19 protein-coding genes are annotated in these 22313 nt (G+C 69.4%); 11 read left to right on the top strand and 8 right to left on the bottom strand.

Going from position 1 to position 22313, the window contains the following annotated elements:
• Nucleotides 1–45: 45 nt before the first annotated feature.
• The 3 genes from H6726_18675 to H6726_18685 form a co-directional block, all read right to left on the bottom strand.
• Nucleotides 46–1230, bottom strand: coding sequence for a hypothetical protein (locus H6726_18675; protein ID MCB9659679.1), 1185 nt, complete (start codon nt 1228–1230; stop codon nt 46–48).
• Between the two features lie 264 nt (nt 1231–1494).
• Nucleotides 1495–2121, bottom strand: a complete 627-nt coding sequence (locus H6726_18680) for a hypothetical protein (protein ID MCB9659680.1) — start codon at nt 2119–2121, stop codon at nt 1495–1497.
• Between the two features lie 65 nt (nt 2122–2186).
• Nucleotides 2187–3374 (bottom strand): hypothetical protein, encoded by a 1188-nt coding sequence (locus H6726_18685; protein ID MCB9659681.1) that lies wholly within the window; start codon nt 3372–3374, stop codon nt 2187–2189.
• A gap of 162 nt (nt 3375–3536) precedes the next feature.
• Here H6726_18685 and H6726_18690 point away from each other — a divergent pair, with 162 nt between their 5' ends.
• The 3 genes from H6726_18690 to H6726_18700 all read left to right on the top strand — a co-directional run bounded on the left by H6726_18690 (nt 3537) and on the right by H6726_18700 (nt 7133).
• Nucleotides 3537–4913: a protein kinase gene (locus H6726_18690; protein MCB9659682.1), complete on the top strand. Its 1377-nt coding sequence runs from the start codon at nt 3537–3539 to the stop codon at nt 4911–4913.
• 78 nt (nt 4914–4991) lie between these two features.
• Nucleotides 4992–5888: a tetratricopeptide repeat protein gene (locus H6726_18695; protein ID MCB9659683.1), complete on the top strand. Its 897-nt coding sequence runs from the start codon at nt 4992–4994 to the stop codon at nt 5886–5888.
• Nucleotides 5889–5924: 36 nt separating this feature from the next.
• Nucleotides 5925–7133 (top strand): trypsin-like peptidase domain-containing protein, encoded by a 1209-nt coding sequence (locus tag H6726_18700; protein ID MCB9659684.1) that lies wholly within the window; start codon nt 5925–5927, stop codon nt 7131–7133.
• Between the two features lie 110 nt (nt 7134–7243).
• Here H6726_18700 and H6726_18705 read toward each other — a convergent pair whose 3' ends face one another.
• Nucleotides 7244–9295 (bottom strand): serine protein kinase, encoded by a 2052-nt coding sequence (locus H6726_18705; protein ID MCB9659685.1) that lies wholly within the window; start codon nt 9293–9295, stop codon nt 7244–7246.
• A 153-nt stretch (nt 9296–9448) separates the two neighbouring features.
• On the opposite strand from H6726_18705, the gene H6726_18710 reads away from it, so the two are divergent.
• Both H6726_18710 and H6726_18715 read left to right on the top strand, forming a co-directional pair.
• Nucleotides 9449–10465: an outer membrane beta-barrel protein gene (locus H6726_18710; GenBank protein ID MCB9659686.1), complete on the top strand. Its 1017-nt coding sequence runs from the start codon at nt 9449–9451 to the stop codon at nt 10463–10465.
• Between the two features lie 104 nt (nt 10466–10569).
• Entirely contained in the window at nt 10570–11199 is a 630-nt protein-coding gene (locus H6726_18715; protein ID MCB9659687.1) for a hypothetical protein, read from the top strand.
• Nucleotides 11200–11210: 11 nt separating this feature from the next.
• On the opposite strand, the gene H6726_18720 is transcribed toward H6726_18715, so the two are convergent.
• Entirely contained in the window at nt 11211–11501 is a 291-nt protein-coding gene (locus H6726_18720) for a hypothetical protein (protein MCB9659688.1), read from the bottom strand.
• A gap of 122 nt (nt 11502–11623) precedes the next feature.
• Between H6726_18720 and H6726_18725 the strand changes: the two genes are divergently transcribed.
• From H6726_18725 to H6726_18750, 6 genes are all read left to right on the top strand, one after another.
• Entirely contained in the window at nt 11624–12910 is a 1287-nt protein-coding gene (locus H6726_18725) for a sulfotransferase (protein ID MCB9659689.1), read from the top strand.
• A gap of 84 nt (nt 12911–12994) precedes the next feature.
• On the top strand, nt 12995–14041 hold the full coding sequence (locus H6726_18730; GenBank protein ID MCB9659690.1) for a hypothetical protein: 1047 nt from the start codon (nt 12995–12997) through the stop codon (nt 14039–14041).
• Between the two features lie 278 nt (nt 14042–14319).
• Nucleotides 14320–15324 carry a VWA domain-containing protein gene (locus H6726_18735; protein ID MCB9659691.1) on the top strand — a complete coding sequence of 335 codons (1005 nt, stop codon included), beginning with the start codon at nt 14320–14322 and terminating at the stop codon, nt 15322–15324.
• Between the two features lie 9 nt (nt 15325–15333).
• Nucleotides 15334–17127, top strand: coding sequence for a sigma 54-interacting transcriptional regulator (locus H6726_18740; GenBank protein ID MCB9659692.1), 1794 nt, complete (start codon nt 15334–15336; stop codon nt 17125–17127).
• A gap of 144 nt (nt 17128–17271) precedes the next feature.
• Nucleotides 17272–17817, top strand: a complete 546-nt coding sequence (locus tag H6726_18745) for a hypothetical protein (GenBank protein MCB9659693.1) — start codon at nt 17272–17274, stop codon at nt 17815–17817.
• Nucleotides 17814–19601 carry a hypothetical protein gene (locus H6726_18750; GenBank protein ID MCB9659694.1) on the top strand — a complete coding sequence of 596 codons (1788 nt, stop codon included), beginning with the start codon at nt 17814–17816 and terminating at the stop codon, nt 19599–19601. Before H6726_18745 ends, H6726_18750 begins: the two co-directional genes overlap by 4 nt.
• 55 nt (nt 19602–19656) lie before the next feature.
• Here H6726_18750 and H6726_18755 read toward each other — a convergent pair whose 3' ends face one another.
• The 3 genes from H6726_18755 to H6726_18765 all read right to left on the bottom strand — a co-directional run bounded on the left by H6726_18755 (nt 19657) and on the right by H6726_18765 (nt 22165).
• On the bottom strand, nt 19657–21168 hold the full coding sequence (locus tag H6726_18755) for a hypothetical protein (protein MCB9659695.1): 1512 nt from the start codon (nt 21166–21168) through the stop codon (nt 19657–19659).
• Nucleotides 21169–21316: 148 nt separating this feature from the next.
• Nucleotides 21317–21775: a hypothetical protein gene (locus H6726_18760; GenBank protein ID MCB9659696.1), complete on the bottom strand. Its 459-nt coding sequence runs from the start codon at nt 21773–21775 to the stop codon at nt 21317–21319.
• Between the two features lie 3 nt (nt 21776–21778).
• Complete coding sequence (locus H6726_18765; GenBank protein MCB9659697.1) at nt 21779–22165, bottom strand: thiol reductase thioredoxin; 387 nt, start codon at nt 22163–22165, stop codon at nt 21779–21781.
• Nucleotides 22166–22313 lie beyond the last annotated feature (148 nt).

Genomic DNA, 22313 nt, shown 5'->3' on the forward strand with positions numbered 1-22313 from the left:
CGTGGTTGTCGCGACCGTGTCCTGTAGGTTGTGGGCTCGGTGCGGCTACTGCGGTGTGCACAGACCATCTGTGCACACACCTCCGGTCCCATCACAGTGGTGCAGCTCACGGCACGGCTCGGGCGGCGGTTCAGACATGACATAGAACCGGAACCATCCCTGGCCAGGGGCGCCACCTCCGAGTTCCGTCCGCGTCACCCAGAGGACTCCATCGTCGAGCATGTCGACCACGAACGAATCGCCCTGAACTTCGTTGGCGATGAGCTGGTTGTCTCGGTAGTGACGAGTCGGCGTCCGCAGCAAGGCACGGCCGATTGCCGCGTAGCACCAACCTCGTCGCAAAGTATCCGTGTTGAACGCGCACGTCGATGCCGAGTTGTGCTGATAGGGCGTGGTCCCATCATGAGGGATCACGTGGCGATAGAAGATGGTCGCATCGGGCTGAACGGAGGACAGCTGGAGGTTGGTGCTCTCCGACTGTCGGTCTGTGGCCACCACCTCGCCAGTGTTCTCGTCAAAAATGGTGACCAGGTACTCGTCGAGGAAAGTGCCGGCCCCCAGCACTGCAACGAAGCCGCCCGCTGCACCCATGCCGAAGACGGTTGGTGAATCCAAGGCTAGTGGCAGGCTAGTTGGAGCGCCCATCTCAGGGGTGAGTCGCACGCTGAGAAGCGTCCAAGCGCTCGGGGCCTCATCGCGCTGCACCGCATAGAGAGTGCCGTTGGACAAGTGCGGATGGTGGGCCTCCGGAAGCAACGGGAACGGATCTGTAGGAGCTCCTCCGACCACCGTCACATCGAATACCAGTAGCTTTCCCGGTGCCACCTCCAACACCGCCCAGCGCTGTGACACACCCAGCAGGTAGTTGTGGGCGTCGTTGTCGAGAGTCGCGACCACGTACGGATCACTGGAGCCAATCTCGAGTGCCATGAGCCGCTCCGCCACGAGCGGGTCGCCGTACTCATCCGTCTCGCTGCTCTTGGGCTCCACCCAAACGATGTGGTCGGTGTCCGCCCCGAGCGACGTCATCCGAGAAGGCCCGTTCCAGACCAACGTGGGCGTCAGCGGCGCGACGTTCATCCCCCCGCCGTCCTCGTGGTGACCGAGTTCACGAAGCCCCCCGTCGCGGGGACCTGCGTCGTTCAGCGATTCCTCCTTGCATCCCGTGAACAGCGTGGCGATGGCAAATGGCACGAGGACGTACCCGTGCAGTTGCTTGAGTCTCTCCATTGCGCACTCATTAGCCGGTCGATCGCGATGTGCCAAGGCAGAATGGAGTCGGGCGCGTTCTCTCCACGGAGGCAGGTGAGCGTGCTGTCGGCGCTGCTCTAGTCAGGTAGGGCACAGATCAGCGTCGTCGGAAGGGCCCAGCGTCGAACGAAGGCTCGCAGGCGAGGCGCGACGACGAGTCGATGCCCCGCATCGGCGAGTAGGAGCAACGCCGGATGCGGGGCGTCGGACACGCTGGGGCTTCCGCCGATCTTGGACCGTCCTCTAGTCAAGCTCCAGGAGGCAGGACGCCACAGCCAGCTCGCGCAGCCGCTCCTTGGTCAGCTGATACCGCTTCCTCCAGCGGGCGGCGGCCCGCGTCAGGGACTGCTCGTCGAGCACTACCCCGGGTTCCGCCATGGCCTGGGCGATCTCCCGAAACGCGAGGTCTCGGTCCACGCGCAGCTGCAGCAACAGCTGCTCTTCCTCGGACAGTTCGGCTCGGAGAGACGCGATGCGGTCCTTGTTGGTGGTCTTGAGATGCTGCGGAGTTGCCGTGCGCACGGCGCCTAGGCCGAGCGCCTCACTGCCCAGTCCCTCGACTGGCACCAAACTGCGCCCCCTGCGCACCTCGCGCGCGAGATGGTGACTCACCGCGTGGCGCGCCATCTGAAAGAGATAGCCTCGCATGCTGGTGTGCAGCTGTAGCCGTGGGAGCGCCACCCACAACGCGGCGCTCACCTCCGCCATCACTTCGTCCGCGTCCGCGACGGACGGTAGGCGCGACCGGACGAACGCCGTGAGTGGCGCGCGGTGAGCGTCGAGCGCGAGCGTCACAGCAGCCGCGAAGTCGCCGCGATGAAGTGCCTCACGGATCGCGGAGTCCGTGTCGTCGCGGGCATCGTCACTCACGAGGACCTACCTCCCGCGAGGAGCGCTCATCGAACGAGGAGGGGTGGGGCGAAACGGGCATTGGCTCAGTTCGGGAGGTCTGTGCAGAGCGTCGTCACACACTCGGCACCGACCGGGCACGGCACGACGGGGTCGACGCATGGGAACGCAGGCTCGCCCACGAGACGAATGGTGCCGCGACGCACATCGACGAACGCGATCTGCTCTCCGAACTGGAGTACGCGGATCGAAACCGTTGACGAGCCGCCGTCTTGAGACATCTCCTGGGCCAACCGCGCGATGTCTGGGAGCGTTTGGACGCGGACGTTGCCGTTGGCATCAACCGCACTACGTCCGACCTCTGAGCATGGCGATGCGCGGGTCGCGAAGTGCCACAAGACCCAAGCGCCGCGTCCCGACGCAACTGGGAGAACGGAACCCCCTACTTCACAGGACACCCCCAAGGTCAGGGCATCTCCATTCTCCCGAATTTCTTCGACGCGCGATTCAAACTGGCTGTCGCTGACCACCAAGTGCCCAGGAACAGCTTCGAAATTCACGAAGTACTCCAGAGCCAAAGGCTCCCATTCCGCTACCGGGGTGAGGGCAATGCGACCCCCGGGGTCGCCGGTCACGTACACATGGTCACGGTAGGCACGCGTCGCGCGTCCGAACAAGTTGGGGCTCCCGCCGAGGCCATCAAACGAGAAGACAGTCATCGACGAGCTTTCGACGTCGAAGACCTCGACGCCAGCGTCGCCGTCGAGCCAGCGCGTGACGAGCCCATCGTCCCCCATCGCCCAAGGTCCACCGGGCCGCACGAACTCCGCAGGGGAGGTGCCGGACATTTCACGTCGGTGCAGGGACAGCGCGCTGCCATCGGTCTGGGTCCAATACGCCATGCCGTCGTGGCACCCCGCAAGCCGAGTACGCGGGCGAAGGTTCGCTGCTAGAATTTGCGGAGAACTCCCGACCTCCCAAGCCCAGACCTCTTCGTCATTCCTACGATTGCCGAGGGCATCGTCCGTTGCGAAGAACGACCAGAGTAGGGCGGACTCGCACGCGTAGACCTGGGAAATCTCCCGCTGCCCGTCGTAGACCACCTGTGGCCAGCTCGCGCTGTGATCCACCGCGCCCATGTCTTGTCCCACGCCCCCGTGGTCCACCCCGTCGACACCCGCGTCGACCACAGGAACGGCCTCCACCTGTAGGCAGCCCGACAAGCCGAGCAGTGGGGCCAAGAGGGTCGTCCAGTTCAGTTGCGGTGTTCTCATCGTAGGCTCGCTCTCAGTTCCAAGGGGTTCGCTCTGGAAGAGGCGGTCTCCGGGGCTTGTGACGAAAATAGGTGCTGTGGGCTGACCAGCGCACACAGCGCACGACCTGGACAAGGTGCGGATCGGCCCTCACCCTTTCGACACGTTGGCGAACAGGGACACATGACGCAAGGCGCCCACACGACACCGTCGGACTCCACCGGACCGGCGCTGCGGGCCATCTTGCGTGAGGTGGCCCGGCCGCGGCAGCAGACGCCGCCGCCTGCGTTGGTGGCGGGGCGCTATCGCGTGGGGGAACGCTTGGGCAACGGGGGCATGGGTACCGTCTACCGTGCGACCGACGAGCGCCTGGGCCGCCAGGTGGCCCTCAAGTGGATGCACTTCCACGACCACGACGGCGTCAGCGACGAGGCGTTCAGTCGCTTCGTCCGTGAGGCGCGGGCCGCTGCGTTGGTGCGCCACCCGAACGTCGTGCAGGTGCTCGATGTGTCGGCGGAGGCGAGCACGCCGTTCATCATCATGGAGCTCCTCGAGGGAGAGAGCCTGCATGCGCGCATCGCGGGCGGCCGCGTCCCGTGGCCAGAAGCCGTGTCCATCGCGCAAGGCATGCTGGACGGTCTCGGCGCCCTGCACGCGGCGGGTGTGGTCCACCGCGACATCAAGCCCAGCAACGTGTTCCTCGCGCGCCGCACGGGGATGGCCCCGTTGGTCAAGGTGCTCGACCTGGGTGTGGCACACATGACCGAGGGAGAGGCCCTCGCTGGGTTGACGCGTACAGGCACCCAGCTCGGGACGCCCGCCTACATGCCGCTCGAGCAGTTGCGCGGGGAGCGTGTGGATGCGCGGGCGGACCTGTACGCGGTTGGCGTGGTGCTGTACGAGATGGTCGTGGGTGCCCGGCCGTACTCTGCCCGAACCGCCGCAGACCTCGCAGTCCAGCTGGCGACGAGCACGCCGCCACGGCTCGCCGTCTCGGCGCAGAACGACGTGCTGCAGCGTGCGCTGGCGCGGGACGCCGCTCAGCGCTTTCAGTCTGCCGGGGCGTTCAAGGCGGCCCTTGCGGCGGAGGGCCGCCGGCTGCCGATGCGTCGACGCGGTGCGCTCTGGGTCCTCGCGGCGCTCGTCGCGGGGGGCATCGCGCTGGCGATGACACAGCTGGGGCGAGAGCCAGCTGGCCAGCCGAGCGGCACGGTCGCGACCCCCGCTTCGGAGGAGCCCTCGTCTCAGGGTCAGCCTCTGCCCGGTTCCACGGCGTCTCCGCCGGAGCTGCCCGACGTGGCAGCACCCGGCATCGTCCACAGGGCTCCCGTCGATGAAGCAGCGCCGGCCCCCGCGCCGCAGGCGGACACGGCCCGCGCAGCCTCGGGGCCACGGCCGCGACGTGCGGGCACGCGTGGCGAGATGGCCCCACCGGCAGGCGCCGCTCCGCAAGAAGACGCCACGCGCGAGGCAGCTCCGACGTCGCCTCGGTTGGACGTCGCGGAGTTCGAGCGTCGAGCGCCCCCCGCGAGCCTGACCCTGAGTCGCGATGAATTCTGACCTGTGCGGGATGGGTTGCGTGGGCGCTCGGTTCGCGCCAGGCCACGACCCGTGGACCCTCGCCACGAGACCAGAAGCATGACGACGACCATCGTACGCGCCGCGCTCGTGGCGCTGCTCCTGTCGCCGGGCGTCGCGCGAGTCGCCACGGCGCAGCCGGTCGACGAGACGAGCCAGCGTGACGTCGGCTCGGCCTACGACCGGGCCATCGCAGAGGCCGTGAGCGCCTATGAGCGCGGCGACAACCAAGCGGCGCTGCGTGCGTTCACGGCCGCGCACGCCTTGTCGCCCAACGCGCGGACGCACCGCGGGCTCGGCATCGTGCTGTTCGCGCTGGGCGACTTCGCAGGCGCGGTGGAGCACCTCGACGCGGCTCTGGCGAGCTCGACGGTGCCGCTGGACGACGCGCTACGGGAGCAGACGCGACAAGTCCGCGACGCAGCGGCTCAGCGCCAGGCGGCGACCACGCAAGCGGCAGCACCAGAGGACGCGCCGTCCGATGTGGCGCCGGACGAACAAGCCGACCCCGTTCCCGAAGCAGGCAGCACGCCGCCCAGCGAGAGCACGCCGGCACCTGCGGACCCGTCGCCTCCGTTGGGCTTGGAGCTGGACGAACCCGCCCAAGCGCCCGCGCGAACATCACGTCCGCGTGTCACCTGGATCCTGGCAGGAGCGGCCTACGGTGTGACGGCGCTGTCCGTGGTGCCTTGGGCCATCGGACGAGCTCGCCTCAACTCCCTGAGCGCGTGGTGCAGGGCACAGCCCGCTGGCGGGTGTACCCCCGAGCAGCGCGACGCCGAGTGGGACGCGCGCAGCATCGACACGCAGAGGCGCGCGGCGCGTGGACTCGCGATCGCGGGGGCCACCTCGGCGCTGGTGCTCTCGATCGTCGCGTGGCGTCGCGGACGAGCCCGGCAGCTGTCCGTGGGGGTCAACCTCCTCGAGCCCGGGGCCACGCTGCAGATACGCTTCTGAGCGCGCTGACCAGCATCGGCTATGCTGGAGCCGAGCATGAAGGCGACCCCCTCACACCGCCGCGCGTCGCGGGCCATTCAGCGCGCCCTGATGTGTGCGCTCTCGTTGCTGTGCGCCAGCGCCCACGCCCAGCCCGTCCGGCCCGCCACGGCCCCGCTGGTCCAGGGCGAGTTCTCCCTCACCGAGCCGTACGACGCGACTATCTCCCCCCTGATCGCGACCGCCGTCACGGAGAGCCAGGGGGCGCTCATGCTCACCAGCGCGCTCACGCTCACGGAGACCACGGCCAGCATCAACGAGACCCCAGAGCTGAGCGAGCTGTGGCAGCTGTGCGACGGCGAGGCCTTCCCCACCCAGCCCACCGCGGCGTTCTGCGGGGGGACGCTCATCGCGGCCGACCTGTTGCTGACCGCCGAGCACTGCGTGCCCAACAAGCGCACCTGCCGCGCGGTGTCCGTGGTGTTCGACTACCGCTACACCAGCGACGGGGTGCTCGCGCCGCTCGAGCGGGACGACGTGTACGCGTGCAGCCGTGTCTTCGTCTCGGACTCCGCGGGTGACTACGCCATCATCCAGCTGGACCGGGCCGTGGTCGGCCGGACGCCCGCCACGCCGCGCTTCATGGACCCGGCCACGTGCACCGGGGTGAGGAACGGCGGGCACGTGTGGGCGGCCGGGTTTCCCTCGGGCGTGCCGCTCAAGATCGACGTGGGCGAGCCTGGCGGAGGGGGAAGCTCCACGGGCGTGGTGGTGACCGAGGAGGGCGTCAGCGGGAAGCGGTTCTTCCGCGCCGGCTTCGACCTGTTCGCGGGCATGGACGGCGGAGGCGTGTTCACCCTGGTGACGCGCACGGTCGATGGTGGGGTCGTGGAGGAAGCGCAGCTCGTGGGCTCGCTCTCGCTGGGCCGAGCCGACTACGAGCGCACCTCCGCCGGCTGCTACACGGCGGTGACCGTCACGGACGCGAGCAGCGAGCTGGCCGCCCACGTGATCCAGCCGCTCATCTCGCTCTGCAACAAGACCGGCGACTACGACGACGACGGCCTCTGCCCAGCCACCGTGAGCCGCTGCCCTCCGGGCAACGCGGTAGAGGGTGCCGACGCGGGCATGCGCGCCTTCCCGCCTCAGCAAGGCTGCGGCTGCCGGGTGGGTGGCGACGCGCCCACGGAGCGCGCGGCCGCGCTGGCGGTCATCGGCCTGGTCGCGGTGTGCGCCACGCGACGCTCCCGCCGCCGCGCTCACTGAGCGACCCCGACGCCCCGGCTCACGCCGAGTCCGAGCCTGCCACAGCGGAGCGGTTGGCTGGACCCGGAGACGTGCCCTTGGGCGCGACCCCGAGTCGCTGACGCTCCGCGCTACTCCCGCACGTCCCCGCGCGCGAAAATGCTCGCCACGTACGCCAGCACGTCCGTCGCGCTGGCCTCGTTGTAGCCGTAGTACTTGATCAGACGGTTCTTGATCACGTCGATCTTGTCCTGCGTCTCCTTGTCGATGACGTTCGACACGAAGCTGCTGAGCTTGATGCTGTCCTTCTGGTCCTCGAAGAGCTTCATCTCCAGCGCGCGGCGCAGGCGGTCGTTGGTGTCGTAGGTGAACTTCTTGCCCTCGAGCGCGAGGTGGCCGATGAAGTTCATGATCTCGCGGCGGAAGTCGTCCTTGCGTGCCTCGTTGATGTCGATCTTGCTCTCGACCGACCGCATCAGGCGCTCGTCCGGCTCCTCGTCCTTGCCGGTGTACTTGTTCTTCACCTTCTGCTTCATCAGGTAGGCGCGGATGTTGTCGATGTAGTTGGCGCACAGGCGCCCGATGGCGTCCTCGTCGGCGCTGATGGCGCGCTGCACCTCGTTCTTCACGATCTCGTCGTACTCGGCCTTCACCACGCCGATGAGGTCCGCGTAGCCCTTGCGCGCCTCGTCGTTGACGATGAGCGACGCCCGCAGGCCCTTCTCGAGCTCGTTCAGGATCATGAACGGGTTGATGTAGCCCTCGCTCCCGTCCCGCACGAGCGCGTTGCTGATCTTGTCCTGCACGAAGCGCGGGCTCATGCCGTCGAGGCCCTCGCGCGAGGTCTCCTTGCGCAGCTCCTTCACGTTGTCCTGCGTGTAGCCCGGCAGGATCTTGCCGTCGTACAGCTTGGCCTTGGCCAAGAGCCCCAGCTCGTGCTTCTTGGGCTCCTCCAAGCGCGTGAGCACGGCCCACATGGCGGCCACCTCCAGCGTGTGCGGCGCCACGTGCTTGCCGCGCAGGCGCTCCGAGCTGAAGTCCTTCTGGTAGATGCGGATCTCCTCGCTCATCTTCGTGATGTACGGGATGTCGATCTTGATGGTGCGATCGCGCAGGGCCTCCATGAACTCGTTGTTCAGGAGCTTCTTGTACTCGGCCTCGTTGGTGTGGCCGATGATCACCTCGTCGATGTGCGTCTGCGCGAACTTCTTCGGCTTGATCATGTGCTCCTGGGTGGCCCCCAGGAGGTCGTACAAGAACGCCACGTCCAGCTTGAGCACCTCGACGAACTCGATGATGCCGCGGTTGGCCACGTTGAACTCGCCATCGAAGTTGAAGGCGCGCGGGTCCGAGTCGCTGCCGTACTCCGCGATCTTGCGGTAGTTGATGTCGCCCGTGAGCTCGGTGCTGTCCTGGTTCTTCTCGTCCTTCGGCTGGAAGGTACCGATGCCCACGCGGTCCTGCTCGCTCAGCAACAGGCGCTTCACGCGCACGTGCTGCTGGATCATGGCGCCCCAGTCGCCCTTGTGGCGCTCCAGCAGGTGCCGGAAGATGAAGCGCGAGGCGGGGTTCAGGTCGCCCTTGATGTTGCGGTCGATGCGCGTGCGGTCGTCGCCCAGGCCCAGCTCCCGCGCCGCGTCCGCACGCCACTCGGGTGGGATCAGCCGCAGCGGCTCCTCGTGCATGGGGCACGGGAACACGTCCTCGTCGCCCGCGATGCCGGTCTCCTTCAGGTTGATCCACTCGTAGGTGTAGAGCGCACCGGCGGGCGTGCGCGAGTAGGCCTCGAGCCCCTTCTTGAGCAGGCGCGCGATGGTGCTCTTGGACGAGCCCACCGGCCCGTGCAGCAGGATGACGCGCTTCTCGGGCCCGTAGCCCTGCGACGCGGCGCGCAGCACGTGCACCAGGCGCATGAGCGGGATGTCCAGGCCGAAGATGGCGTCCTTGCCGTCGTCGATGGGGTCCTGGAAGAACGGGTAGCGCACCAAGCGCTTCTTGTTGTCGATGTACTCCTCTTCGCCGTACGAGAGGATCATGTCGTAGGCGCGCTGGAACGCGGTGCGCGTCACCTCTGGGCGCTCGCGCACGATGCTCAGGTAGTCCTCGAAGGTGCCCTCCCAGTGGAGGTCCCTGTATCGGTCGTAGTCCTGAAGCGCGGCGATCCGCGAAACCATGTCGCTCATGAGCTCTGGCCTCCTGGGGTTTTGCTCACACTACCAGCCTGTGCCGTGGTTCGCACAACGCGTTTCGTGTGGAAGCGCACAGGCTGATCCGGGGCGTCCCCGCGTGGCTGAAACACCTGACCTCCGTCGATCGCGCGTGATAGCTTGAGCCGCATGGTGGCAGTGGTCCGACAGTTCACGCGCGGGGGGCGAGCCGGCCTCACCGGGCCGTTCCTGGTAGCGCTCCTGGCTTCGTCCGCGCTGTGCGCGGGGCCCCTCGCGAGCAGCGCGCGGGCGTTCGACATGCCCGCCGACGAGCCCAGCCGACCTGCGCCGCCCCCTTCGGGCGGCACGACGACGAGCGGCACGCAGCCCAGCTCGGGAGGCGCTCAGCCCGGCACCACGCAGCCCACGGGGACACCGCCCAGCGGCACCAGCACGCAGCCCGCGCCAACGGGCACGCAGCCCAGCGGCACGAGCACGCAGCCCGCGCCCACTGGCACCAGCACCCAGCCCGCCCCCACCAGCACCAGCGGCGCACCGCGTCCCGCGTCCAGCACGCAGCCCACGCCCAGCACGGCGCAGGCATCCACCGGGGGCCCAACGGAGGAGGTGCTGGAGGACGACGAGACGGCCGACGTGGGCCGGCACAACCGCTTCCGCGTGTTCTACCTGGAGGCTTCGGCTGGGTACTCGTGGGTCAAGCTGGGCCTGCTGCGCGAGGACAACCTCATCCCCGACATCGCGCGGCTGGACGAGTCCGGCTTCGCGGTGGGCGGCGGCCTCGGCTTCTTCATCTCGTTCGTGACCCTGGGCGTGCAGGCCGAGGTCGCGCGGCACGACAGCTTCGACCTCGGCACGGTCATGCTGGACCTCGGCATCCGCTTGCCCACCAGGCACCTCGAGCCCTACCTCCGCTTCGGCATCGGCTACGTCTGGCTGTTCAACAACGACCTCATCCCCGGGCAGTCCGAGAACGTGCGCGGCGTCGCGGCCAACCTGGGCATCGGCTTCGACTACATGATCAGCCCGCTGGTCGCCATCGGCGTCGGCGCGGACGCGACCGTGTTCAACGTGCGCCGCGCCGGCGTCAGCGGCGCGCCCATCATCACCAACATCGACCTGTCGGAGGAGGGCGACGCGGTGGGTGTCCAGATCAGCGCGCTGGTGCAGCTGAGCTTCCACTTCTAAGGGTCGGCCGGATGTGCGCCTCCCGCCGTTCGCGGCCCACGGACCGCGCTCGTTCGTCGCGGATCGCCTGCGCGGCGCTCCGTGTCGCGTCGAGGCTGCCGTGGGTGTTTGGACTGGCCGCGCTGACCGTGGGCTGTGGGGGAGGTCAGGTGTGCGGTGTCGCGGGCTCGCCGGCCTGCCCCAAGGTCTTCACGCTCACGCACCTGCCGGAGCTGGTGCGCTTCGTCACGTTCGGCGAGACCCGCCCCGAGGACGTGCAGTCACGCTTCCAGGCGGACCACCTGCACGTGGTCAGCAGCGGCGGGCGCGACCTGCGCGTGCAGGCCGAAGGCCCGAACCGCGGTCGCCGCTACGTCTACGTGGACGTCACTCGCAGAACCGAGGGCGGCCCTCCGCTGGGCGCGCTGGGCGACGACTTCGCGCTGCGCTTCGAGTTCACGTCGTTCGAGGACGACGACGGGCCCATGCTGCTCTACGGGGTGCAAGTGACCCAGCCGCGCACGGCGACGGACGTGTGCGCTCCGGCCCGCGAGCTGGCTGCGGCCGATGGCCTCGACGGCTGCCACGAGCACAGCGCGCACCCCACCGCGGCGCCAGACGAGGAGGGCTGGTTCCGGGCCTGCGTGACCGACGAAGAAGACCGGTTGGTGGAGGTCGCTTGCGTCGCCCCGGCGAGCGACACGCGCCGCCTGCACGTCGCGTTCGCGCTCGGACCCCCTGGGACGGATGGCTGACGCGCGAGGCGTCAGTCTTGCAGCATCATGCGCACGTGCACGGGCACGGCGGTCTCGGGGAACTTGAGCTCGCGCACGATGTTCGCGATGAGCAGGCGCTCTTGGACGGAGATCTTCCCGTCGGCCATGGCCTCGTCGAACTTGTTCTCGAGGAAGCTGGTGAAGACCTGCTGCACGTCGGCCTCGGACAACACGGTGTGGTCGCGATAGGCGGTGAGCGCCTTGTGCTCGCTGACGTCGACGATGCCGTCCGCGAAGATGGAGGTGAGCAGCTTGGTGAGCTCTGCCTTGGGTTCCGTCATGGGCCGGTCATACCATCATGGGGGGCCACTCCGCAGCCCTGAAATGCGGCCTGTGAGCGCATGGTTCTCGCGCGAGAGCGCGTCCGCTTGACCACCAAGCTAAAGGCTAATAGCCTGTAGCCATGTCATCCCCGAGCCGACGCGAGAAGGCTGTTCGCGAGACCTCTACCGACTACACGCACCCGTACCGCCCGCGGCCGGTGGCGATGCTCAACCGTGTGCTGAGCGCCACCGACGGGCGCCTGGACGCCCACGCGATGGTGCGGGCCGCGGAGAAGCAGGCGGGAAGCGCGGACTTCGGGCCCGAGTTCGACATCCTCCCCCTCGAGAAGCTCTGTGAGAGCGTCAACCAGGAGGCACGCCTCACCCCGGTCGGCCTCGCCATCACGCGCGGTCGCATCACGGGCATCATGGCCAACCGCCTGCGCGCCGAGCGGTTGTTCAAGGCGCACCCCGAGATCCTCCAGCTCGAGCCGACCGCGCCCATCTTCATTGCCGGGCTGCAGCGCACGGGCACCACCATGCTGCACCGCCTGCTCTCCGCCGCCCCAGCGCTGCGCGGCCTGTCCAGCTACGAGGTGTTGGACCCCGTCCCACCAAGCGCGCTGCGCACCAAAGTCTTGGGGCGCGACCCGCGCCTGCTGCAGGCCAAGCTCGCGGAGCGCGCGCTGGCGTACTTGGCGCCCGACTTCTTCGCCATCCACCCAGTGGAGGCCGAGTCGCCGGAGGAGGAGGTCATGTTGCTGGACTACAGCTTCCTCAGCACAGTGCCGGAGGCGACGCTGCGCGTGCCGAGCTTCTCGCGCTGGCTCGAGGAGCAGGACCAAGGACCCGCCTATCGCTACCTGCGCCGGCTGCTCGCGCTGCTCGCATGGAAGCGCCCAGAGGGCCGCTGGGTGCTGAAGACGCCGCACCACTTGGAGTGGTTCGACACGCTGCTCGACGTGTTCCCCGACGCCAAGATCGTGCATACGCACCGCGACCCGCTGCAGACCACGGCGTCGTTCTGCAGCATGATCACCCACGGGCGTGGCGTGTTCAGCGACAGCGTGGACCCGCTCGAGGTGGGCCGCGACTGGAGCGACAAGGTGGTGCGCATGATCACGCGCGCCATGGACGCACGCGACCGGCACGATCCGTCGCACTTCCTGGACGTCTCGTACTACGACGTCATGCGCGATCCCCTCGCGGAGGTCGCACGCATCTACGCCTTCGCGGGGCTCGAGCTGAACGACGCCACGCGCGACGCGATGAGGGCCGCGCGCGAGAACAGCCCGCAGCATCGCTATGGCAAGCACCGCTACGCGCTCCAGAGCTTCGGGCTCGACGCCGAGTCACTCGACGCGCGCTTCGCCGCTTACCGTGAGCGCTTCGCGATCCCACGCGAGGGTCAGCGTCAGCGCGCGTGAGCCGATGGCTGTCTCGCGCTGGCGTCGGGAGACGGGCGCTGGGGCTCGAGCCCGTCGCCAGTCTCGTCTGGTAGTGTGCGCGGCATGACCAGCACCCCGCACGCTGTGCGCCCCTCGATGCTCGGCGCGGTGCTGGCGGCGTCGCTCGGCGCTGCGTGGCTCACCCCGAACGAGGCCAGCGCGTGCAGCGAGCCCGTGTGCCAGGACGGCTTCCTCGTGCCAAGCGGCACTGCGAGCGTCCCCGCGAACGCCCCTGGCCTTTTCTGGCGGGCGGTGCGGGACGGCGCGACGGGCGTGGCGGACGAGGTGAGCGCCTGGCAGGTCCCCAGGGCCTCCTCCGACGGTGGGCGGGCCGCGGCGAACGAGGGGCCCACCGCCACACGCGCGCCACTCCACGTCACCCGCGTCGCGCTCGGCCCGACAGACGGGCCCGCGACCGACGCTGCTGCGCACGGCGTGCTGCTGACGCTCCCCCTGGTCGCGGGTGAGCACGTACACGTGGAGGCCGCGGACACGTGCGTGATCGGCGGCCTCCGGCCCTTCTCCGCCGACCTCACGATCACCCCGGCGCAGCCCCTGCCGACCCAGCTCGGCACCCTCACCGCGAGCCCCATGCAGCGCGGCCGGCTGACCATCGCCAGCGAGGGTGGCGGATGTTCCCGAGAGGCCGAGACCGTGTATGTGGACGTGGACCTCTCGCTCGCGGACGGCGCCGCACCCTGGGCGGACCTGCTGCTCTACGAGACGTACGTGGACGGCACGCGCCATCACGCGGCCAGCAGTACGATCCACACGCCCGCGCCGCACGAGAGCTGGGTGGGCCGGGGGCGAGACCGCCTGGCGCTGGTGTGCGACGCGGCTGGTTCCGATACGCCGCTCCTCACGCCCGGAGAGCATCGTGTCGAGCTGACGGCGCGGCTGGCGGGGAGCGACGTGGTGCTGCGCAGCGAGCCTATCGTGATCGCGCTCGCGTGTCCTCCAGACAGCCCGACGACCCCAGCCGACACGCTCTACGACGCCGTGTCCTACCAGACGGGTGCGCTGGTCATCGCGGGACAGCTGGCGCTGCTGCTGTACATCGTGCTCACCCGCAAGCGTCGGCGCGGGGGTGGGCGGCGCGGCGAGCCATGACACTCGGTGCCTATCGTGCTCTCCTACCCGGGGCCTGATACCGTGGGGGTCATCCCGGGCGCGCACGTGTAGGGCGACGGAGATCTGGAGCACATGACACTTCGATACGGCCTGCTGGGCCCCCTGGCCGCCATACGGCACGCACGGCAGGTTCGCCCTGCTGCTGCTCGCCGGCGTGCTCGGTCGGCGTCGTATGCGCCACAGGCGCGGAGGGTGACCCCCTGACGCTCGCTAAGGCCTGTCGCAGCCTCTGCAGACGACTGACCATCAGCGCGCTCTTGCTCGCGAGCTGCGGTGAGCCGCCCCCGCCCCCAGGCGCCCCGCGTGACCTCGGCGCCCAGCTCCCCGACGTGGGAGCGTGCGAGCTGGTGCACGTGGAGCCTTCCCGCGAACCGCCGTCCGTGCTGGTGTTGCTGGACCGCTCGGGCAGCATGTACCTGCCGCCCGTGGACCGCTGGACCCCCGCCGTCCAAGCCATCAACGACGTCGTGTCGGCCTACCCCACCGGGGTGGCCTTCGGGCTCGGGCTGTTCGGGGCCGGGGTCGGGTGCGTGGAGGGCAGCGTGGTGGCGGCGCCTGCGCCCAACCAAGCGGCGACCATCGCCGCCAGCCTGAGTGGGGACCCGGCCTCGCGGACCGGCGGGGGGACACCCACCTCCGCGATGCTCGCGCTGGCGCGCCGCTTCTACGCGTCGCGAGGTGGTGAGCGCTACGTGGTGTTGGTCACCGACGGGGCGCCGAACTGCAACTCGTTCCAGGGCGCGCGCACCGAGTGCCTTTGCACCCTCGACGACTGCAACGCGACGCCTACGCCATGGCTGGGGTGCCTCGACGACCTGAGCTCGATCGACGCGGTCGCGGCCCTGGCGAGCGACGGGATCCCGACCTGGGTGATCGGCTACGACACCCCCCAGCTGACCGCCACGCTGAATGCCATGGCCGCCGCCGGAGGTACCGGGCGTGACACCTACATCCCGGTCGACGACCAGGTCACGCTCTCGGCGGCGCTGGACGGCATCGCGGCGGACCTGGTGAGCTGCACCTACACGCTCTCCGTCAGCCCGGGCGATCCGTCCTACGTACGGGTGCTGCTGGATGGGCAGCCCGTGCCGCACAGCAGCCAGCTGACCGACGGTGGGGTGGACCCTGGCACCACGGGCACCTTCGTGCTCGAAGACGGCGGCCGGGTGCGCCTCGAGGGCGCCGCGTGCGAGCGCCTGCAGGACGGGCTGACCCATCAGCTCACGATCACACGGGAGTGCGAGCCCGTGATCTTCGGGTAGGCTGCGACCATGCCGAGCCTCAAATGGATCGCCGACGAGGGCCGACCCCGCAGCTTCCCGGTCTACAAGAAGATCACGACGGTGGGCCGCGGCGTGGGCAACGACATCACGGTGGACCACGCGTCGGTGTCCGACTTCCACGCGCAGATCGTGTTCGACGGGCGCGACTTCGGGGTGGCGCTGATCCACGGCAGCGAGATCGGCGTGAACGGCAAGAACAAGCGCAAGTCGAAGGTCTTCCACGGGGACCGGCTGCGCATCGGTGACCTCGAGTTCGTGTTCTCGCTGTACGACGAGGCTGCGGACCAGGCCGACGACGAGGACCGCGCGGCGGAGCTGGCGGGCATGCGCAAGCTGAGCGAGTTCAACCGCCAGCTGCTCAGCATCCGCTCCGTGGGCGAGCAGATGCGCGCGCTGCTGGACGCGGTGATCGAGGTGACCCACGCGGACAAGGGCTTCGTGCTGCTGATCCGCGACGGGGCGGTCGAGGTCGCAGCCGCGCGCGACGTGCACACGGACGATCTGCCCGAAGGGGTGCGGCACCTCTCGGACAGCATCCTGCAGCGCTGCATCGAGACGCGTCAGCCGGTCATCGTCAGCGACGCGCTGCACGACGAGGCGTTCAAGGCCAGCGAGAGCGTCATGAACCTCAAGCTCTGCTCGGTCATGGTGGCGCCGCTCATGGCCCAGGGGCAGATGCTGGGGCTCATCTACGTGGGCAACGACAACGTGGTGAACCTGTTCGAGTCGTCCAGTCTGGACGTGATGAGCATCTTCGCCGGTCAGGCGTCGCTCATCCTGCAGAACGCCATCCTCCTGGACGAGCTCAGCACGGACAAGGCGCGCATGGAGGAGGAGCTGGGCGGCGGACGCTTCGGCGACGTGATCGGGAGCTGCGCCAGCCTGCGCGAGGTCTACAAGCGCGTGGACAAGGTCGCCGGCACCGACATCAACGTGCTCATCACGGGCGAGACGGGCACCGGCAAGGAGCTCGTCGCGCGCGAGCTGCACCAGCGCTCCCCGCGCGCCAAGGGCCCATTTGTGGTGGTGAACTGCGGGGCCATCCCCGAGAACCTGATGGAGTCCGAGTTCTTCGGGCACGTGCGCGGCGCGTTCACCGGCGCCGTGCAGACGCGCGTGGGCAAGTTCCAGGCGGCGCACGGGGGGACGTTGTTCCTCGACGAGATCGGCGAGATGCCGCTGGCCCTCCAGGTGAAGCTCCTGCGCGTGCTGCAGGAGCGCGTGGTCATGAAGGTGGGCGACACCAAGTCCGAGGCCATCGACATCCGCATCCTGGCTGCCACGAACCGCGACCTCGAGCAGGAGATCACGGCAGGGACGTTCCGCGAGGACCTCTACTACCGCTTGAACGTCGTGAACCTGCACCTGCCCCCGCTGCGCGAACGTGGCGACGACGTGATCATGCTCGCGAAGGTCATGCTCGAGCGGTACGCCAAGGAGTTCGGCGCGAAGGTGACGGGCTTCACCCCGGGGGCGGTGAACGCGATGCGGCGCTACGAGTGGCCCGGCAACGTGCGGCAGCTCGAGAACCGCCTGAAGAAGGCGCTCGTGCTGGCGGACACCACGCTGCTGGGCGCAGACGACCTGGACCTGGGGGAGGACGCGCTCGAGACCGTGCTGCCCCTGACCGAGGCGCGCGAGCAGTTCACGCGCCAGTACATCCTCGAGACCCTGGAGCGGAACGGGGGCAACCGGACCCAGACGGCGCGTGACCTCGGGGTCGATCCCCGCACCATCTTTCGCTACCTTGAGCGCGAACCGGACGCCCCGGGTCCGGCCTGAGCGCAATTGGGGGACCGCACCCTGACATCCTTGTCAGTCCCCCGCCCTCGCGCCACGACGCAAATGTCCGAGCTTCCGACCCCAAACCGCCCGAATGACCCTGTTTTTGTGGGCGGCACATGCCTTGCTACTTGGGCGCTCTGGATGCTCACGCTCGTCTCCAGCACGGCCCTCGGCGGTTGCCTCGCGCTCGACAAGGTCGAGCTGCCGGAGATCCCCGACTATCCGCCGTCCGTGCTCGACGACCCGAACACCGCCTACCCCTCGTCGGGCGTGATCGAGCTGGACTTCGGCGGCCCGGACCCCATGCCCGAGAACCTCGAGCTCCTGGTGGTGCTGCGGGACCCGAACCTGCGGCAGTCGCTGGACTACCGGGTGTTCGTGGACGGCGCCCCCGGGGAGCCACGGCTGCGGGTGTCCGAGACCGTCGAGTCGACCGGGGAGCTCGACCGCGAGGTCCCCATCCGTGTGCCCATGGTGCACCTGGGCCCCCCACGCTGCCACCGCATCGAGCTGGTGGTGTCGGGCGAGTTCACCAACGGGGTGGATCAGCGACAGCCCGCGCGGGACAACGACTTCGCCACCATGGTCTGGTGGGTCCACAGCACGGACAGCGTCACCTCCGACGTGAGCCTCTCGGCGTGCCCCATCGCGCTCGACCCGCTCTACTTCCGGGAAGACCCGCTATGACCCCCGTCGCCCCACGTCCGCGGCGGGGTCCTTTCCTGGCCGCGTTGCTCGCCATCGCCTCCTCGTCGTTGGGCGGCTGCGGTTTCGATCCCATGGTGACCAGCGACGCGCCTCAGAACCAGTGCACGCTGGTGGACGACTGCTTCACTGGGGTCTGCATGGACGGGCTGTGCGTGGAGCCCGCGCCGGAGGCGCTGCGCGTGTTCGTCGAGGTCGAGCCTCAGCCGCGCGAAGGACAGGGGCGTTTGGTGCCGCCGCGCTGGCGCTTCGCGCCTGAGCTGGTGGTGACCCCGAGCACGCAGGACTTGCTGCTGCCGCCGGGCGTAGAGGTGGTGGGTCAGGTCCGCTTGGGTGAGGTCCTGGTGCCGGCCGACGTCGCGTTCGCGCGCATCCAAGAGGTCTCGGGTGGGGCTCAGGAAGCCTTGCGGACGCGCACCTACGCCGAGCCGACCAGCGTGGACGTGAACGGCGCCATCTTCGAGGCCGACTTTTCGTCCGTCCTCGGCGGGGGTGGCGTGTACGACGTGACCATCACGCCGACCTCGGCTCCCTTCGCGCCAGATTCTCTGCTGCCGCCGACCACCGCCAACCGCGTCATCCCGCCTCTGCTGCTGCGCAACGTCACGCTCCCCAGCGACACGACGCGCTGGGAGCTGCAGATCGACATCGCCGACTACAGCGCGCCCTGCACCCCCAACACCTCCGTCGGGTGCACCCTGATGGGTGAGGTGGTGCAGGCCAACGACCTTGGCGTGCTGGTCTACGAAGATGGCCTGCAGGTGCGTGCCATCGAGCGCGTGAGCGGTCGCGTGGTGTCGTCGCTGGGGGTGACCGAGGATGGGCTCTTCGCCATCGCCATCGCGCCCGACACGGGCCCCTACGTGCTGCTGGTCAGCGCGGGAGAGGAGCGCCCCCTCTTCCCCGAGGTGACGGCCGAGGTGTTGTACACGGACGACGGGGCCCTCCAGATCGAGGTGCCGGCGTTCCCCACGGTGACCTACGCAGGGCTGGTGGAGACGGCCAACGGGACCCCGCTCGCGGACGCCCAGGTGCAGTTCATCGCGGCGAGCCTGGTGGACGAGCGGACCGGTCTCGAGGCGCGCCTGACGCGCACGATCGTCACGGGCAGCGGTGAAGAGGCGGGGACCTTCGAGCTGAACCTCGTGCCCGGGGAATACGACGTGGTCGTCTCGCCGGTGACCACCCCGGATGGCGATCCCCTGGACGACCCAGGCATCCTCGCCCAGCACGTGTCCATCGGCCCGGAGACGCGCGAGGTGCGGGGGCAACTGTTCACGCTGCCGCGGCGCAGCACCTTCGGAGCGCAGGTGTTCACCCCTGCCGGCGAGCCCCTGCTCGCGGCGGTCAGCGCCATGCCGCTGCGCTGGGAAGGGGCCCAGGGCCTGGTAGCGCGCTACAACCGCGCGGCCGAGACCACGGCAGGACCGACTGGCTGGTTCTCACTCCGACTCGACCTCGGTCAGTATGACGTCGTGGCGCGCCCCCCCGTGGAGACGGGCTACCCGTGGGTCGTGTTCCCCGCAGTCAGCGTCGCCATCCCGGGCACCACCAGTACACGCAGCGTGGACATCGGCATGCCAGTGCCACGCACGGGTGTGGTCCGCGCCAACGACGGGAGCCCGCTCGCTGGCGCGAGGGTCACCGCCTACATCGTGCTGGACGACGCCGTGGGAGCACGCGCCGTCGCGGTGGCGCGCACGGTCAGCGACGCCGAAGGGCAGTATCGCTTGCTGCTCCCGAGTCGTCTCGAGAGCGCTCGCTGATCACGCTCGCGCTGGTTGCTCGGATGGGGCCCGCGGTGGGTGCCCGGGCGCGGGCTCAGTGGATGTCGAAGACGGACAGCGCCTGGCTCGCGATGGGCACGAACTGGGCGTCGCGGCCTAGCGAGAAGGTGAGGGCGACGGGGACCTCGTAGCGGTCGATCTGGAACTCCCAGACCACCGTCGCGCTGCCGTTGTCGCGGAGGGCGGCGCAGGCGTCGCGGGCGTCGCGGCTGTTGCGGGCCGTGACGTCGCGGCGGTTGGTGGTGAGCTTGAGGCGATCACACGAGAGCAGGCGCGCCATGTCGGAGCGCTCCGAGGACAGGCCCCGCTCGAAGGCACGCTGCGCATCGCTCACGCCGCGCTCCGCGCTGCTGACCGTGCGCTCGGCGCCTTCGACGGCGTCCTCTGCGGCCGAGATGGCCCCCTCGTCGCCACCGCTCTGCGCAGTCGCGAGGGTGCCGCGCGCGGCCTCGAGGGCCGAGGTAGCCGACAGCAGCGCCGCCTGAGCCGACGAGACGTCCGCCTGCAGGCGCGCTTCGATGGCGGCCGTGTTGATGGTGATGGTCGTGGCGAGGCGCACCAGGCGCTCCCCCTTGTTCTCGATCTGCGCCTGCGTGTAGTGCGTCATGCTCAGCTCGCTGCTGACCATGCTCCACTCGTTGCGCGTGACGTTGACGGGAGGGGTCTGCGCCGGGAGGTCCCCGCGCTGGGCGGTGTGGGCGCTGATGCCCCACGAAGCGAGGTGGTCACGTCGGGCGACGCCACGCTCGGGGTAGGTCACCCAGTTGCCGCTGGCGTAGCCCGTGGTGCCGTCGGGCAGCTGCACGGTCTGCATGATCATCGCCGCACCCGGCAGCGTGACGGGCACGGCCACGCGCACGGGCGGTCCCATCTCGTAGGCCGAGTTGGCCACGACGTGGAACGCGCCGCTGATGGTCTGCGGCTGCACCTCGAGCAGCGAGATGGACCCGCAGCGCGCCCGCATGGTGAAGCGCACGCGCTCGCCGGGGCGCCAGAAGTACTCCTCGCCCGAGTCCTCGCGCCACACGTTGCCGGGCCCGTCGCTGACGCGCCGCCCGACCATGATGTGGCCGTCGCGGTCGCGCGCCGGGGTGCAGTCACGCCCACCGCGCGCGCCCTGGATGCGGATGGTACTGTCGAAGAGCGGCATGAACAGCAGCCGGTCGGTCACGTTGGTGGCCTCCACCTGCATGGCGATCTGGAAGCCCTCGTCGCGGATCCAGTCGCGCTCGTTGGCCGTGTCGGCCACCAGCGGGGGCATCGGGGTGCCGCGCGACTCGGGGTGGTACAGCTGGACGCTGCGCACCTGCACCTCCACGCCCGTGGTCTCTGGCGCGGGCTCGTTGGCGTTCGTGGCCGTGCCGCCCGCGCCGGGCACGGCGGGAGTGGGCGCGGCTGGGACCTGGGGAGTCGCCGGCGGTACGCCCGGCGCGGGTACGGGAGGTACGGCCGGGATCACCGGGGGAGTGGGCACAGGAGGCGCGTCGTCGCCGCCGCAGCCCAACACCTGCGCGCTGATCAGCAGCGCCGCCCACCACGTCGTCATGGCCTTGTCCATCTTCGCTTTCCCTGCTTCCCGCCTGCGCGACCCCGTGCCGCGACCACCGCTCGCGCGGCGCGCCCGAGGATACGTCGGCCTGGGAGTTTTCTTCTACGAGGAAGTGGACGTGCGTGCCGGGGCCGCGATCGCCCCGTCACTCCGCGCTGCGGTCGCCGCCGGGCAGGGACAGCTGGACCTCGTCCCGCTCCTCGGCGTCGTCCGAGCGCTCCTCGAGGGCACTCTCGATCACCTGCGTCGCGAGGGTGTCCAGGTGCGCCCGCAGCTCACGGCTGGCGCGCTGGTAGTGCGGCCAGAGCGTCTGGTCCATGAACGCCGCCGGGACGCGGACCATGACGGTGGTCCGACGCTGTCCCTTGTAGCGGTAGGGGCGCAGCTCGTAGCGACGCAGCAGCGCGAGCAGCAGTCGCTTGCTCCACATGTCCTGCGTGCTGAGCCGATACTCCACCGGCGGCGCCTCCTGCTCGAGGGCACGCAGCCGCGCGCGGATGCGGTCCCGGGCGTTGCCCGCCGCGGCTGCTTCGCCGGGCGTCGTCGCGCCCGCGATGAGGTTCTCGAGGTCCCGCAGCTTCTCGAGCAGGCGCGCCTCGTCCATGGCTCAGGCCTCCGCGCCAGGCTTGGCGGGGACGCCGAAGAGCTCTTCGATGGCCTCCGCGTAGTACAGGCTGCTGCGCACCCCGACGACCGCCTCGAGCACCTTGCCTCCGCGCACGAACACGACGGTGGGTGTGGCCCGGATCTGGAGCAGACCCGCGGAGCGCGGCGCCGCGTGCGTCCCGAGCTCGCACACCTTCACCCGACCCGCGTAGCGCCCGGCCAGGTCCATGAACACGGGCTCGAGGTGCTTGCAGGGGCCGCAGCCGGCGGACCAGACGTCGATCAACACAGGCAGCTCCGACTTGGCGACCTCGGTGTCGAAGTTGTCGTCGTCGAGGCTGACGGGCGGCTGCTTGGGGGTGCCGCGCAAGAACGAGAGGAGTCCCATGCGTCGCGCTCTAACACGGGGAAGCTGGGACGTCAGGTGACGCAGCCCGCGCACGAGCAGAGGTCCACGCGCTCGGAGCGCCCAGCGCGGAACACCGAGAGGCCGTCCGTTTGGAGGCGTCTGCCGAGCGATGCTGGCGCGTCACGCG

This window comes from Sandaracinaceae bacterium (assembly GCA_020633055.1).
Lineage (GTDB): Bacteria > Myxococcota_A > Polyangia > Polyangiales > Houyiibacteriaceae > JADJJE01.